We start from the raw sequence: 16,208 nt of genomic DNA, 5'->3' as shown, positions 1-16,208 counted from the left end.
GAGACAAATCGAAGCTAACAAACATTATTAAACTGTTAAAGGAGTGTTATTCAAAGTGGGAGCTAGCTCCTTTTCGTCTGAGGTTTTTTTACATACCGTGGACGATATTAATCAGATGTAGAGTGGCGGAACCAAACTATGCAGCGTATTGCTTTAATTGAAGATGACGCGATTGTGCGTCAAGCAACCAGCCAATGGTTGCAGCTGGCGGGCTTCGATGTCACCGCATTTGAAGTAGGACAAGATGCGTTAAACGCCGTAGAGCAGGGTGATTTTCAAACCATTATCACCGATGTTCGTTTACCTGATATTGATGGTGTTGATCTGCTAGGGCGTTTCAAAGGTCTTGTGCCAGATGTGCCTGTTATTTTGATTACTGGGCATGGTGATGTCGATATGGCGGTGAAAGCCTTACAGCAAGGTGCCTATGACTTCATTGAGAAGCCATTCGACCCAGAGCGTCTGTCTCAAACGGTATCGGAAGCGGTAGATAAACATCAAAGTGCCCAAGACAGAAACAGTCGTCAGAACTATCTGGATAACCTTAAGGGCATTGAACAGGTGCTGATCGGTCGCAGTAAAGTGATGTGTGAACTGCGCGAGCAAATCCAGAAAGTCGCTTCCATAGACACCAACGTGATCATCTATGGTGAAACGGGTTGTGGTAAAGAGCTGGTCGCCTCTTGCTTACATGAATTCAGCCAACGTAAAACCCATCCGTTTGTTCCGCTCAACTGTGGCGCAATCCCAGAAAATCTCTTTGAAAGCGAGCTGTTTGGACACGAAGCCGGAGCGTTTACTGGTGCGGCCAAACGACGCATTGGTAAGCTGGAATTTGCCGACAAAGGCACAGTGTTCCTTGATGAAATAGAGAGTATGCCGCTGTCGATGCAGGTAAAAGTGCTGCGTACCTTGCAAGATAATGTCGTCGAACGCGTAGGGGGTAATCAGCAACAACATGTTGATCTACGAGTGGTCTCTGCCTCGAAAAGCGATCTACTGAATCACCCCGATTTTCGCCAAGACCTTTTCTATCGCTTGAACGTTGCCCAACTGCATTTACCTCCCCTTAATGAACGAGAAGACGATGCTTTGATCCTTTTTGAACACTTCACTCAAGAAGCGAACAATGAAACCCGAGTTGCCAGTGAGGCCGATCGTTATGCGTTGTTGTCGTATGCATGGCCGGGCAATGTGCGTGAACTGCGCAATGTCGCGATTCGTTTTGCACTGGATGAAAGCCTGACAGTTGGCGATATCTTGGCGTGTCGCCCCAATTCTGTCACAGAGTCTACAACGGCAGGCATCCCGTTGGCGGTTCAAGTGCAGAGCTTTGAACGGAAAGTGATTCATGATGCGCTAGTGCGTTATCAAGGGCGCATCAATGATGTGATGCAAGATTTGGATTTACCCCGTCGAACATTGAACCAAAAGATGGTGCGTTATGCGTTGAACCGAAGCGATTATGTCGATTCGTAATTGATGATGAGATTAGAAGTGTTGTCTGAATCAATGAGCAAAAAATTGCTCATCAGATATTTATCATTTTATAAACATTGATCACGTAAATGTAACACGGTGTGACTTGGCTACCTTTATAGGGATGTTAATTGCGGCTTCGGATAAGCAAAAAATAGCTCATTCATTCGTAGGTAAATAAGCAAGAAATGGCTTGTTTTAGGTGGTGTTTCAAATGAATTTCAATAAAAACAGAAACTTAAAAGTTGGCATTGTGTTTGCTATCTAGCCATTGTTATTAACAAAAATATAACGTGAATAATCCTACATGGAGAGTAACAATGAAATATAACAAGCTAGTTAAAACTTTAGCAATCGCAATGGCCTCTATGGGCCTTATCAGCAACGCCTCAGCTCAAGAAGACCGCAGCTACATTTTAGCGACGGCCTCAACGGGTGGGACTTACTATCCGGTAGGTGTTGCTCTAGCGACATTGAGTAAAGTTAAGCTTGCGCCTAAGCAGCACTTTTCTTTGGCGGCTATTAGTTCTGCGGGCTCGGGTGAGAACGTAAAGTTGTTGAACGAGAACGAAGCACAGTTCGCAATTCTACAAGGTTTGTATGGTGCGTGGGCGTGGCAAGGGCTTGGTCCATATGAGAAATCAGGTCAACAAACACAGCTTCGCTCTGTGTCTATGTTATGGCAAAACGTAGAACACTTCATTGTGCGCTCTGATTTAGCAAAAACAGGCACCGTGAGCGATTTGGAAAATCTAAACGGTAAGAAATTCTCTATCGGTAAGAAGAACTCAGGCACTGAGAATTCAGGACGCCAGATCATGCAGGGCCTATCGGTTAACCCAGAACAATTTAAACTCGCCTTTATGGGTTACGGTGGCAGTGCTAGTGCACTACAAAACGGCACGATTGATGGCATGAATACGCCTGCTGGTGTGCCTGTTGGTGCGGTAACACAAGCCTTTGCTGCCTTGGGTGAAGATATTCAAATCCTGTCGTTTACCGATGCGCAGATCAAACAAGCGAATGGCGATTACAATATCTGGACCAAGTACGAGATCCCAGCAAACACTTATCCAGGTGTCGACAAACCAATTACTACGATTGCCCAACCTAACTTCCTAGCAGTTCGCGAAGACATTTCTGAAGACGATGTGTATCAACTGACCAAAGCTATCTATGAAAACCTACCTTTCCTACAAGGTATCCATAAAGCAACCAAAGCAATGGCACTTGAGAAAGGGATCGCAGGTCTGCCTGTTCCTCTTCACCCAGGCGCTGCACGTTATTATCGAGAGATGGGCATCGAGATCCCTTCTGAGTTGATCGTTAACTAGCTTATCTTTTGTCAGGTAACTATTGGTTCGTGAGCTAATGATTTGTCGCGAACTAGCTGTTTGTCATCAACTAACCCCTTCGTGACTTAATTGCTTGGTGCACGTTCGCTCAAAAATGTGTTCGTGCACCTCCTCACTTTATGGATTTTCTCTGCGCGTTTGCTGTGGAGAGCAGGAGTTTTCTATGAGCGATTCGCTGCAGCAGGAACTGAAAAAATTTGAATTACCGACCCGGACGGATTTCCCGTGGGTGGGTAAAGTTATAACAACAATGGGCGTGATTCTCTCTTTATTACACATTTGGTTTAACACCTTATCTACCTTGCCTGAGCTTTGGGTTTCGGCGACCCATTTTGCTGGCTTCGCGATTATATGCGCGCTTTGGTATCCCGCTCACATTTCACTTAAAAATAGCAAAATCGCCTTAGCCGTTGATATCGGTATTGCCCTCGCTGCTCTGGCTTGTCTTATCTATATTCCGTTTGCGGAAGACGCTCTTTATGAGCGAGGCGTGAAGTTCATCGCCAGTGATTGGTTCTTTTCTATCTTGGCGATTGCCATCGTTATTGAGTTGATTCGCCGCACCATGGGTTGGTTCATTCCGGTACTTATCTTGGTGTGTTTGAGCTATGTGGTACTTTGGGGACAATGGACCAGCGGTATCTTTCACTTTCCAGGCCTGAGCCTTGAAACATTGCTTTATCGAAGCTTTTATTCATCAGAAGGGATGTTTGGTTCGATCTCAAGAATCAGTTGGACCTTCGTGTTCATGTTCATCTTATTTGGCGCATTTTTAGTTCGATCTGGTGTCGGCGACTACATTATTGATGTATCCCGTGCCGCGGCGGGCAAAGTGATTGGTGGCCCTGGTTTCATTGCCGTTATTGGCTCCGGCTTGATGGGCTCAGTCTCCGGGTCGAGCGTAGCAAACACAGTATCGACGGGCGTGATCAGTATTCCCTTGATGCAAAAGGCAGGTTTCCCTTCGCGCTTCGCGGCAGGTGTTGAAGCGGCTGCATCTACTGGCGGGCAGCTGATGCCACCTGTGATGGGTGCGGGCGCGTTCATCATGGCCTCTTACACGCAAATTCCTTATGTCGATATTATTGCGGTTTCCTTCGTTCCTGCGCTTATCTACTTTTTGTCTGTGGCATTCTTCGTGCGCATCGAAGCAAAACGCAGTGGTGTGCAAAAGGTGACTTCTGGCTGTGAGCCTCTATTGAAAGTATTGCTGTCGGGTTGGCACAACCTGATCCCATTAGCGGTGTTAGTGACTCTGTTGGTGAAGGGCTTTACGCCGACTTACGCTGCGGGCATCTCGATTCTGTCTGTCGTGGTGGCTTCATGGTTCTCTAAAAATCACAAAATGGGTCCAAAGGCGATCATCGAAGCGCTTTCTCAAGGCGCAAAAAACATGGCGACCACGGCTGTGTTGCTAGTGGGCATTGGTCTGGTGATCAACGTGATCAGCACGACTGGTATTGGTAACACCTTCTCGTTGATGATCAACAGCTGGGCGAACGGCGATTTGTTGGTGATGATCGCCTTAATTGCACTGGCGTCTTTGATTCTGGGCATGGGGTTACCAGTAACCGCGGCTTATATCGTGTTGGGTACTCTGTCTGCACCAGCTTTGTATAAACTGATTGCTGAAAGTCAGTTGCTCGACCTGTTGGTTTCGGGACAGTTACCGGAACAGGCGAAAGCTATCTTCATGTTGGCTGCGCCAGATAAGCTTGATTTGCTGAACGCGCCAATGGCACTTGAAACAGCCAAAGAGATGATTGCGTTAGTCCCTGCTGATTTTGTGGAAACTCTGCTTGAACAGAGCCTTGGCTTAGAAGCGATCAGCCTTGCACTGCTTTCTGCCCACTTGATCATTTTCTGGCTATCGCAAGACAGCAACGTGACTCCGCCTGTTTGTTTAACTGCATTTGCGGCTGCAACCATTGCTAAAACACCCCCGATGAGAACGGGATTAATGGCATGGAAGATAGCCAAAGGCTTGTATTTAGTACCATTGTTGATTGCCTACACTAACTTGGTAAGTTGGGATGTGATCTCCGTGTTAGTCACGGGTGGCTTTGCTGTTATTGGTACTTACGCGTTTATCGCGGCGATTGAAGGTTATCTAGAGAGCGAAGTTAATATTATTACTCGAGTAGCGTTGGTTGCGGTAGGTATAGCTCTAGTATGGCCTGATGTTTCAGTCGTGATCCGTTTGGTATGTGTTGCCATTTTTGTTGGCATCTTTATCTACAGCGGTCGTAAATACGATGCTAATCAAGTGAAAATGGAATCAGAAAGTGAGGAAAAAAAGTTACCTCAAACCGGGTCTAACACTGTCGCGTCTTCCCTATAATTAAAAGGATTGAATGTAGGAATATTATGAACTCAATATACGACTATATTATCGTTGGTGGCGGCATTGTTGGCGTGTCGACGGCTTGGCAATTACAGCAAGCTCACCCTGATAAAAGTATCCTTTTAGTCGAGAAGGAACGTGGTTTCGCGCAGCACCAAACTGGCCATAATAGCGGGGTGATTCATGCTGGTGTTTACTACGCTCCGGGCAGTTTAAAGGCGGATTTTTGTAAACGCGGCGTAGAGCGCACCATCGCCTTTTGTAGCCAACACGATATCCCCGTCGAAAACTGCGGTAAGTTGTTGGTCGCGACCAATGAGCAAGAAGTGGAGCGAATGAATGCGCTCTATAAGCGTTGCCACGATAACGATATTGATGTTGATTTGTTGGATCAAGCTCAGCTCAAACTTGCCGAGCCAAATATCACGGGTTTGGGTGCGATTTATGTCAAAACCACCAGTATTGTCGACTACAAAAAAGTCACCGAAGTGATGGCTCAAGAGTTTGTTGAAGCAGGTGGCAAACTTAGCCTTGGTACTGAAGTGATCTTGGCCGATGAGCAAGAAGATGAGGTGCAGTTAACGTGCAAAGTAGATGGTCAGACTCTTCAACTCAATAGCCGATTCTTGATCACTTGTTCTGGTTTGATGGCCGACAGAATGACCAGCATGCTTGGCATTGAAACCGACTTCCAAATCGTGCCTTATCGCGGTGAGTATTATCAGTTAGACGCTAAGCACAACCAAGTGGTGAATCATCTTATCTATCCGATCCCTGACCCAGAACTGCCTTTCTTGGGCGTGCATTTAACACGCATGATTGATGGCTCCGTAACAGTAGGGCCAAATGCAGTTCAAGGCTGGAAGCGAGAAGGTTATGGCAAGCTTAACTTTAGCTTCAAGGACACTTGGCAGATGCTGAGCTTTGCGGGTTTTTGGAAAGTGACTGCGAATCACTTGAAAACGGGTTTGGTCGAGTTTAAGAACTCGTGGTGGAAACCGGGATATCTAAAGCTAGTGAACAAATACTGCCCGAGTATTACGGTTGATGATTTTAAGCCTTATCCTGCTGGGATTCGTGCTCAAGCGGTACTGAAGGATGGCACCTTGGTCCATGATTTCCTGTTTGCCGAAAGCCCAAGAAGCTTACATGTATGTAACGCGCCATCACCGGCTGCGACCTCTGCAATGCCGATTGGTGAGTACATCTGTGGCAAGGTAATGAAAAAGACGGCTTGATGATAACTAAAGGTTATTAAGTTGAGATGCTCTCCGAAGACAATAAAAAATCCGCAAGCTCCAATCTATTTATGATCGTGGGCTTGCGGATTTTTAGTTTTAGCCGTGTTTGCTAGGTTTAATTGTTAGTCAATTAACCAACCTTAAAGCCAATCAGGAACGAAGTTAGCGACGATGGTGACATCACTAAAGTTACGGTAACCGCGCACCATGATGCTGAATTCACCCGCTGGCTTGTTCAATACACACTGTTCGTTGCTGCTGTTCTGGTATGGGCGGCAGTCGTAGTTCGCTTTCGATACGGTGCCGTTGTGTTTCACATATAAGTCGGCATCGCCACTTCGAGGGCCGGTTAATATTACCGTTAACTGACCTGCACTTTGAGTCGTAAATGTGAAGAACTGCTCTTCACCATATCCTGCAGTAAGTCCTTTAACAGGCACGCCATTTTGCAGCTCTTTAGGGCCTGCAACGGGTGAATCAAGGCTGGTTTCGACAAGGTAAGCAATGGCTAGTTTGGCGAACTTGGTCGCGTGTGTCGCCGTAGGATCGGAGTTCTCAAGCGTGTCGTGCTCAGTGTGAATACTTGGGTTGTAATCATTGAACATGCTTTCGAATGGCATGGCAGCTGGGTAGCCAACATTGTGCCAAGAGGCGTGGTCAGAACAGGCATAGCCACAATCATCGAAACCGTAACTGATGTCGCTCGCGTAAGTGTCGATCAGCTCGCTTAAATAGGCGGTGAGGTTGCTGTCGGTGTAGTCTGTGATGAAGGTGATATCGTGCGCTGAACCGTTGTAGTTGGTCATGTCTAATTGCAATACCGATACAACGTTGGCTTGCTCATCTCTTAAAGCGTTGGCGACATCTTGTGAGCCTCTCAATCCCACTTCTTCGGCTGCATAACCATAAAATTTAATGGTCTTGTCTGGCTGAATACCACTGGCGATCATCAGGCGAAGCGACTCTGTTACCGTTACAATGCCTGACGCATCATCATCGGCTCCTGGTGAGATGGTGCCTTCGCTTGTCCAAGAACCAACCGTTGAATCAAGGTGTCCGCCAACCACGACGATCTCTGCAGGATATTTCGCGCCAAGCAGTGTCACTTCAACAGATTTTTGCGGATATTCAGCATGTGTGATTTGGCGTGCAGACGCATACGGCACATCTTTAATTTCTGTTTCCCAACGCTCTAAAAGCCAATCCGAAGCAGCAACACCAGTAGAAGTAGTATAAAAACGGTTGGTGAAGTTGGTTAGATTTTCTATGGTCGTGACCATGTTGTTCGGCTCGACCTGAGCGAGTAGGTCGTTCACTGTGTCTTGATGGCTGATCACCGGCTTTTCGAAGGTGCTCATTGTCAATGGCATCGCTGCGGCTTTGAGTGCGCTTGCTTTGTCTTCGTGCACCATGTAGCCACCACAACGGTGAGTTTCTTCGTGCATGTGGCTGGAGAGCTTCGCGAGCTCTTTCTGGTTGATTTTCGCGACGATGGAATGCTTGTTTCCTGTCACGCCTGGGTAAACCGTTGCGCCATGTTGAGTCATAATATGTTGTGCGTCCGCATCGGTGGTGATCCAAACCTCTTCGTTCGCTGGTGGTGTGATACCTAGGGATGCGTAAGCCGCAGTACTGTTGATTAGGGTTAACGAAACGATCCCCCGAGCACAGCTAAAGCTAGCATGCTTTTTTGAATAGCCATTTGTCGTCCTTTTTATGGTGAGTATTGTTATGTTGATGGGTTCGATTTTTGTGTAATGCGTAGGTTTTTCATGTAGACGTTTCATTCGCTAAATAGCTCATTGCCAAATAGCGAAAAGGGCTCCTTTCGGAGCCCTGAATTTACTATCGATTATTGTATTTTAATGAAACGGTAGTGCTTGGTTTCTGAACAGATATCGCTTGAGGTACATACTTGGTACTCAACATCTACTGTGCCGTTGTGACGGAACTTGTCGACGTATGAGTTGAAGTCTGTAGCGCCAACATTTTTGCCATTACGCTTGATCACAAAGTAGTCATTGGTGTCGTAATCCCATGCCAGCTTAACGCGAGCTTTGCCGTTCGGGTTTTTGTTACCAAACTTCAGTTTTAGTGGGAAGCCTTCCGCAGAGTCACCTTCAATCGTGATCGACTTGCTTGTTGATGTTGCAACGCCTGCATCGTCAGTCACGGTTAGCGTTACCACGTAGTCACCAGCTTCAGCGTAGGTATAACGAGTCACTTCACCTGTTTGCGTGTTGCCATCGCCTAGGTTCCATTGGTAAGAGACGATCTGGCCATCGCTGTCCGAACTTGTGCTACGCAGCTCTACTTCTTTGCCTACGACCGTGTGTTCGAAAGAAGAGACGGGCGGCACGTTAGCGCTGCCTGATTCGTACGACGCTTTCAGATTTGCACCTGCGTAATCTGAGTAACCTAGAACGTTAACCGTGTAACGACCTGCGGTTGGGTTTTCAATCACACACACTTCATCGGTCACGGTTTCGCTCTTACAGATATTCTCTTGAGAGCTTGGCGCATAATCTAGGCCGACATAAATATCTGGGTCACCCGTAGACACAGCAAGATCAATCGTCAGTTTCTCTTGGCCTGATGGTACTTCGATATCAAAGTAAGTTTTTGAGCCTGTTTCACCAGCAACTGCGGCTTCAACACCGTTTTCAAGGCGTTGATATTCCGGTTCTGGTGGAAGTGGTGGTTCGCCACACGGTGATACACCCACTAAGTTAAACGCAGAAACAACATCATCGGCACTGTAGCCAAGGTCGGTTGCTGAGTTTTTCACGCCACAGGCGCCCTGCCAAAAGTCACTGTTTTTAGACCAGTAGATCTGGTTGGCTAACACGAACAGTTCGAACGCTTTCTTGGTATCCCAACCTTGTGTGGTTGCAAGATGGTAGAACGCCTTGTTGAACACGCCAGAGCTGTAGTGCACGTTTAAGCCATCGTAGTACTCGGATGCATTGTTGATTGAAGAGCCATCGCGTGATGGATCGTCCATGTAACGCAGTGCACCTTCGCCTTTAAAGATATTGCGTCCGACCATCCAGTCGTTGGTGCCTTTCATGTAGTATTCAGCCGCTTCACCCGCCATGTCCGAGAATGCTTCGTTCATACCGCCCGATTGGTTTGCGTATATCAAACCTGAGTTTTGCTCAGTGAAACCGTGGCTCACTTCATGGGCTGATACATCTAGGCTAACAAGCGGGTAAAAGAAGCTTTCACCATCACCAAACGTCATGGCTCTGCCGTCCCAAAATGCATTCTCGTAGTTTTCACCGTAGTGAACACGCATCATGAGCTTGAAGGAGAGTGGCGCTGTGTCGAACCAGTTTTTATACATATCGAACACGATGTTGCCAAAGTAATGGGCATCGTTGAGTGGTGAGAATGCGCCGTTCACTGCTTTATATTCGTTACGAGGACATTCATAGCTGTAAGTGGTGTCGCCGTCGGTCGCGCCATTAAGGTCAACGGTAACGACATTTTCAGACTCCATTACACACTCTGTGCCCACTTCTTGAACATCAAGGTAGTGGTAGTCGGTGCCGTATTCGTACATGCCGGTTTTTTCGTTGCCGCCAGGGCCAGTACCGATCTGAGCATGGGCAATACCTTCCCAGCGGTCGATGACTTCGCCTGTGTGCGCGTCTAGCATGGTGAACGGTCGAGTCGGCTGTTCACTGCCTTCTACTAGGTAAGAGACAACGTACACTAGTCGTGTTTTATCTACGCTTTGCTGTCCGATGCCTTGCTTCACAGAGCCTTGATAGATAAATAGCTGATGTTGAACGTTGTCTAGAGATTTGCTGGTTAAGCCTTGAGTCTTTAGATCTTTACTTGCGAGTTCAACCGCTTGAGCGCTGTTGATTGATGGCTTAACAAAAGATCGCTCTAAGGTCGTTGTTTTAAGGTAGCGACCTTGAACGGACTTAAGTGCGCCACCTTGGACACTTTGGGTGGCATTTAGGTAATGTCCCCATACCGGTGTTCCCCAGATGTTCTGCTGGATCTTAACTTTATAGATACCACGCTTTTTCAGGTTTACTTCTTTCACCATCTTGAAGCTAGAGGCGTTACTGACTCCTAACTGAGCGTTTAACCCAGAGAAGCTAGTAAAGTTGATCGGTTGATCGATTTGAACGGATTCACTTGCATGCACTGACAAAGACATAGCACTGGCTATAGCAACGGCAACTAAACGTTTTCTTATTTTCATTGTTGTTTTCTCTTTCCATGTAAAATCCAAGAAAACGTAACAAATTAATCACAGCGAATTTACATCATTCGATCTGATTAATTAGTAGCATGGCAATGATCTCTTTTATTCATGCAACTTATATTTCTCGTATTTACAGATAGTTATCATTTCTGTTTATTTTTGAACGCACCTATATGTTTATTTATAAAATCGTGACACTTTTATTAAGTGTTTATTTCTCTTGGAAATTAAGATTTTCGAGTAAATTGATCTGTGCCTCAATTAACGGATTCTGGGTTGATAGAAGGATCAACGATTTGAAAGTGTCACTTTAAACAGAAGGCCATTTAGCGAATTTAGGGGCAATTTTGATAAGAAATCGAAGACTTTTCGGCTTATTTTTCGAATTGTTAGTTAAAAGAGGGAAGGGGAATCGGGCACTTGTTTGGCACAGAGCACAAAATCTGCTGGATGAAAAAAGCCAGCGACGGGTCACTGGCTTAGATTAACTTAGTTTGTGCAGGCTACTGAATATAGGTAGGCAACTGCGACACTTAATTATGGTACGTGGCTAACGTCACTATAGCGAATTACTGCTTTTTACCGCCAACTTGTACGTAGTCGATACCGATAATACGGTTGATGATACCCAGAACAGAGCTCGTATCAGAGTTTGTTGAGCGAATCGTATCAACCGTTGCACCTTCAGGTACTAATTCCATTGCACGATCTTGTGTGTTACCAGGAACTTGGAAACCGACAATGTTGAAGCTTTCAGCGTGCGCTGTGTAAACTTCTTCGTTGTGGCTGATACCTGAACAACCTGCCAAAGAAACAATACCTAAAACAACTAATAACTTTTTCATAAAAATACCCTAAGAATGATTGGAATCGAGATGGCAAGCCACAAAGGCAGTGTCGTGATTATCTAGATTCAATAAGTTCATGGGAGACAGCATCTCCCGACCGATGTTGAACATTATTCCAGAGGTGTTTTGTCGTTACTGTATGGGTTTGTCAGCTGAATCATTACATAGCTGAATGGTTATGGTGAATACCGCACCCTTTAAGGCTTGGCTCTGACCCACTTCCACGGTTGCGTTGTGTTGAGCACAGATCTTCTCGACGATAGACAGCCCTAAACCATGGCCGCTCTTGGCCTTGTTACGCGCTTTGTCGCCAACGTAAAAGGGTTCGAACAGGCGAGCTTGATGTTCTTGTGCCACGCCATCACCATCATCATGTACCGCGATCTGTAGCTTATCTTGATGCACGCTTGCTTCAATCGACACTTGCGAACGTGCGAATTTCATTGCGTTACGCACTAGGTTATCTAGTGCTCGGTTAAATAGCGTTTCATCCGCCATTATTGAGCTAGGTTGCTCTGGTAGCGATAGGTCGATGTTGAGCTGAGTGTCTTTGTTCCAACGCGCCATTGCGTGGTCGAGAAAGTCTCGAATCTCTAATGGCTTTTTTAAGTTTTCTAGGTCAGTGCTATCGAGTTTGGCGTAATACAATAGTTCATCGACCATCTTTTCCATCTCTTCCGTGTCTTCGACAATACTCTCAATCGTGCTTTCTTGCTCTGCGTTTAGCTGGGTGTCTTTCAACATTTCAGCTTGCCACTGAATACGGAATATTGGCGTGCGCAGTTCATGAGCGACAGCATTAGTGAGTGAGCGATTACTTTCTACCAAGCGATGAATTCGGTCGGCCATTAGGTTGAAGGATTTGTTCAGTGAACCAATCGCAATACCACTTGAAGTCTCGGCTCGTGTCGAGAGATCGCCCTCCGCAAAACGCAGAGTGGCAGCCTCAAGCTTTTTAACTCGGCGGAAGATAATAAATAGATGACATAACCCATATAAGATAAAGCTCGCTAAAAAGAACAACCAAATGAGGTCATCCTCCAACTCTATTTTTTGCCTAACGAACGCTTCACTGTTGGGGAGGTAGTGATAGGTATTGTCACTGCTTGCTAAGCGAAACCATAGGTCCCGTTCATCATCGTGAAAAACAAAGGTATTCGGATTCGTGCTGAAGAACTCTGAAACGGGGCTGGGTATTTGATCGTCTGGGCTGAATGTAACCAATTTATTTCGTGTGGTTTCTACAAACTGGTTTATCGCTTGATGAGCCGCTTCAAGGCCTTGATTTTTAGCGATGTTCTCGATCAATTGCTGGTGGGCAGCCGCTTCGTAATCTTCCAGTACGTATTCGTAGTCGGTATTGAGCTGATAGACGCTAATCTCGTAGGCGACAAGGCCGACCATAAAGCAAACTAACAGCCCTATTAAGGACTCCAAAAAGATACGTCGCATAATCGCTCTCTTTTATTACGCTCGTATTGAGCGAGGTTAACGCCAGGCGGTCGAAACAAATAAGTAACCCTTCCCGCGAATGGTCTGAATTTTCTCTGCTGGTGTGTGGTCGTCGCCCAAAATCTTTCTTAGACGTACAACCTTGTTGTCAATCGTCCGGTCTATTCCGTCGTACTCAATCCCGCGCAATGTTTGCGTCAAGTAGTCACGAGATAACGGCGTGTCTGGGTTGCTTGCCAATAACCAAAGTAGGTCAAACTCGCTGTCAGTGAGTGATAAAACCGCACCTGAAAGTTCACACTTCTTATAAGTGTTTTTCAGAACGAGTTGATCGAACTGAAGGGTGTCTGAGTCATCGACTGAAGCGGTATTGGTGTCTTGGCGGCGTAATAGCGAACGAACTCTGGCCAGCAGAACTCTTGGTTTGATTGGCTTGGTGACATAGTCATCAGCCCCTGTCTCTAAACCAGCGACGTGGTCAAAGTCGTCATCGCTAGCAGTGAGCATCAAGATTTTACCTTTATAGTGCGTACGCGTCTGTCGGCAGATTGTAAGTCCATCAGTTACAGGAAGCATCAAATCCAGCAGTACGATGTCAGGTTGCTCCGTGAGGATGGTGTGTGCGGCATCACTGCCATCGTCCAACACCGTGACATCAAAATCTTGCGCGACGAAGTAGTCCTGCAACATTTTCTGAAGTTTCAAATCGTCTTCCACGATGATCATTTTAGGTTTTGTCATTCCATTATCAGCCTTGTCGTGCGTTTCACTTATTGAGATTAGGTGAGCGAGTCTTCGTCGTGATGAACCATTACGATTATACGCTATTGCATATAAGTTCAGATGCTTCGCCAAATACCTAAAGCGAATGATTAAACACTTTATAAGTTAGTTCAATGATGAATTGGCATTTATAGGAAAATAAAAAACATCGTTCAAATAGGCTCGACATTCTCATACATTTCCACGACAGATAAATTCAGCGCTAAACAATAGAATTTTCTCATCAAACATTTTGGGAATAACGGTATGAACGACTATAGAAATGCATTACTGGCGTTACCTTTGATTCTGTTAGCGGGCTGTAATTCAAGCTCTAACTCAGGTAAAGCTGCCACCAAAGTGCAAGCAAAACCTCAAGCAGATTACGTATTTTCATCAGCGAAACTGGGTGAGTTGTATAAAGAGCGACAAGAGGTCCAAGAATCCATAAAACTTGATTACAACGGTGTGCAGTATGAAATCGTTCTGTTTGCGGAAGATATTAGTGATAAGCAAAAAGTGGTTAGGCTTGCGGATAGTTTAGGTCAGAGTGTGGATCTGTACCTCCCTGATGCAGGGGCTGACGATTGTGCGATTTACAGTGAGGGTAAGTTTTTTGATTCATTTGATTGTGGTGTTGCTCAACGCTCAATCGGCAATGACACCACGTTAATTAACACGACGACGAATACTCATAAGCCCGTCGAGCTTGAGTATCACAATGAACTGGTTCAATACGTGACTAGCCTTGGGTCTACCATTCTGAGTAACACTAAAAGTGGGAACAAGGTAACGATAACCACCTCGTTTGCTTTCAACGCTTTTTACCGTGATGTGCTCAACGAGACTGGCGCTGTTGATCGCATTACTTCCACTCTAGGCGCATCAACCTATTCTCAGCTTTTTGATGTCGTGAAATTGTATCAAGGCAGTGAGATGACGTTGAAGTTTACCAACCATATTGGTGGCAGCGCTGACGATGATATCAATATGTACACCGGGCGCATGATCCACAGTAACAACATGACGACGATCGTAACGCCTACGGGCTCGGTGTTCTCTGGCGGCACGGATCTTTTCGCTGCGGGTAACCCACGAGTTTTGCAACGAGCAGATACCACTAAAGCCATTGAGCTCAATAAGCAGGTTGGTGTGCACAGTTGGGCTGAGGATGATAAAACAGCCAAAGACTTCCCATACACGAACGAAAGCCATCGCAAGCAAGCGACCTACTGTAAAAAGGTAATGGGAGACAAAGGAATCGACTTCTATATCTTTACGTTAGATTCTGCTCCGGCTTCTGGTGAACACTGGGTGACTAAGGCTGAGTCAGATAAATACGACTTCATCACTCGCATTGAGTAGCTTAGGCTTGCAATAACATTAGAAACGACTGAGAAGGTTGGTGATGACGCTGTTGTCGCCAACCTTTTTTGTTCATTTTTTGATTCGTTACCTGTGTTGATTGTGGATTTCCTTGTCTTAAATTTCAGTATGAAAATTCCTTGATACTTCCTTTCCACTCCCTCCCCAAAAAGTTTCTACAAGGACTCTCACTGATTGATTCTTGAACTTTCTAAGCAAAAACATTTGACCAATAACTATCATACCTCAAATCTTTAATTGTTTTCGTTAGTGCTCTAAATGATATTTAATTTATTGTTTTATAATGATTTTTGTTGTTTTGAATGCTGTATTGTTACGAGTTTGTTTTAAATAATCATTTGAACCCTAACTAAATTTCTGTCATTTTATATTTAACTGAACGTTCAATATAAAATAAAAGGACTAAGAAATGCCGAAGGTTGGGATGCCTGATATACGTAAACCACAGCTTGTTCAAGCCACCATGACGGTGATTGATCGAGTGGGTTTGCATGCCGCGAGTATTGCGTTGATCAGCAAAGAAGCGGGAGTCTCCACTGGCATTATTAATCACTATTTTGGTGGAAAGCATGGGCTGCTCGAAGAGACCATGCGTGAAATCCTTCGCCAACTTTCCAATACCATCACCACGTCACTAAAAGCACTTCCTGTTGATGCTCACCAACAGAGAATTAACGCGATCATCGATGGTAACTTCGAAGGTTACCAAGCAGAAAATAAGGTCGCGAAGGCGTGGTTGGCATTTTGGTCATATTCAATGCATGACGAGCAGCTTAAAAGACTGCAACGTGTGAATGAAAAACGTTTGATTTCACACTTACGTCTTGAGTTGAAAGGTATTTTGAATCACGAACAAGCGGATCTCGTTGCTCACGGGATTGCGTCTCTGATTGATGGTTTGTGGCTGAGAGGCACACTAAACCCAGATGGTATCGATGCTCAAAAGGCGCGTGCCATCATCAATGACTATCTAGATAAGCAACTTACGTTCTACTCGTGTCATAGCAAATAGATCGCAGTGGTAGCGTTAGACCTTGAGCTAGACCTAGAGCAAGAGCTAGAACGACCACTATTCGCACCCAATACTCACATATAGACCAGTAGAGTCTAATAACA

General features: G+C 45.5%; 10 protein-coding genes and 1 pseudogene. 6 read left to right on the top strand and 5 right to left on the bottom strand.

What is annotated here, in order from left to right; all coding sequences use genetic code 11:
• Positions 1-138 precede the first annotated feature (138 nt).
• From AB4371_RS14765 to lhgO, 4 genes are all read left to right on the top strand, one after another.
• Complete coding sequence (locus AB4371_RS14765; protein ID WP_372150233.1) at positions 139-1,479, top strand: sigma-54-dependent transcriptional regulator; 1,341 nt, start codon at positions 139-141, stop codon at positions 1,477-1,479.
• 320 nt (positions 1,480-1,799) lie between these two features.
• Positions 1,800-2,813: a TAXI family TRAP transporter solute-binding subunit gene (locus tag AB4371_RS14760; RefSeq protein WP_372150232.1), complete on the top strand. Its 1,014-nt coding sequence runs from the start codon at positions 1,800-1,802 to the stop codon at positions 2,811-2,813.
• A 184-nt stretch (positions 2,814-2,997) separates the two neighbouring features.
• Positions 2,998-5,175 (top strand): TRAP transporter permease, encoded by a 2,178-nt coding sequence (locus AB4371_RS14755; RefSeq protein WP_372150231.1) that lies wholly within the window; start codon positions 2,998-3,000, stop codon positions 5,173-5,175.
• Positions 5,176-5,201: 26 nt separating this feature from the next.
• Positions 5,202-6,416 (top strand): L-2-hydroxyglutarate oxidase, encoded by a 1,215-nt coding sequence (lhgO, locus tag AB4371_RS14750; protein ID WP_372150230.1) that lies wholly within the window; start codon positions 5,202-5,204, stop codon positions 6,414-6,416.
• Positions 6,417-6,559: 143 nt separating this feature from the next.
• On the opposite strand, the pseudogene AB4371_RS14745 reads toward lhgO, so the two are convergent.
• From AB4371_RS14745 to AB4371_RS14725, 5 genes and pseudogenes are all read right to left on the bottom strand, one after another.
• A pseudogene (locus tag AB4371_RS14745) lies at positions 6,560-8,121 on the bottom strand (M28 family metallopeptidase).
• 150 nt (positions 8,122-8,271) lie between these two features.
• A complete protein-coding gene (locus tag AB4371_RS14740) occupies positions 8,272-10,641 on the bottom strand; it encodes a M4 family metallopeptidase (protein ID WP_372150228.1) in 2,370 nt (789 codons plus the stop codon).
• Positions 10,642-11,213: 572 nt separating this feature from the next.
• Positions 11,214-11,489 (bottom strand): hypothetical protein, encoded by a 276-nt coding sequence (locus AB4371_RS14735; protein ID WP_017065177.1) that lies wholly within the window; start codon positions 11,487-11,489, stop codon positions 11,214-11,216.
• Positions 11,490-11,624: 135 nt separating this feature from the next.
• The gene (locus AB4371_RS14730; RefSeq protein WP_372150227.1) at positions 11,625-12,944 is read right to left on the bottom strand and encodes a sensor histidine kinase; all 1,320 of its coding nucleotides are present in this window, start codon (positions 12,942-12,944) and stop codon (positions 11,625-11,627) included.
• 36 nt (positions 12,945-12,980) lie between these two features.
• Entirely contained in the window at positions 12,981-13,685 is a 705-nt protein-coding gene (locus AB4371_RS14725; RefSeq protein ID WP_029235682.1) for a response regulator, read from the bottom strand.
• Between the two features lie 288 nt (positions 13,686-13,973).
• Here AB4371_RS14725 and AB4371_RS14720 point away from each other — a divergent pair, with 288 nt between their 5' ends.
• Complete coding sequence (locus tag AB4371_RS14720; protein ID WP_372150225.1) at positions 13,974-15,071, top strand: alpha/beta hydrolase; 1,098 nt, start codon at positions 13,974-13,976, stop codon at positions 15,069-15,071.
• Positions 15,072-15,501: 430 nt separating this feature from the next.
• Entirely contained in the window at positions 15,502-16,104 is a 603-nt protein-coding gene (gene betI / locus AB4371_RS14715) for a transcriptional regulator BetI (RefSeq protein WP_004732441.1), read from the top strand.
• Positions 16,105-16,208: the final 104 nt, after the last annotated feature.

The organism is Vibrio sp. 10N.261.51.A3 (assembly GCF_041471965.1).
Classification (GTDB): Bacteria; Pseudomonadota; Gammaproteobacteria; order Enterobacterales; family Vibrionaceae; genus Vibrio; species Vibrio crassostreae_C.
Note: the sequence above shows the minus strand (reverse complement) of the source record. Positions and strands in the feature narration are given on the sequence as shown.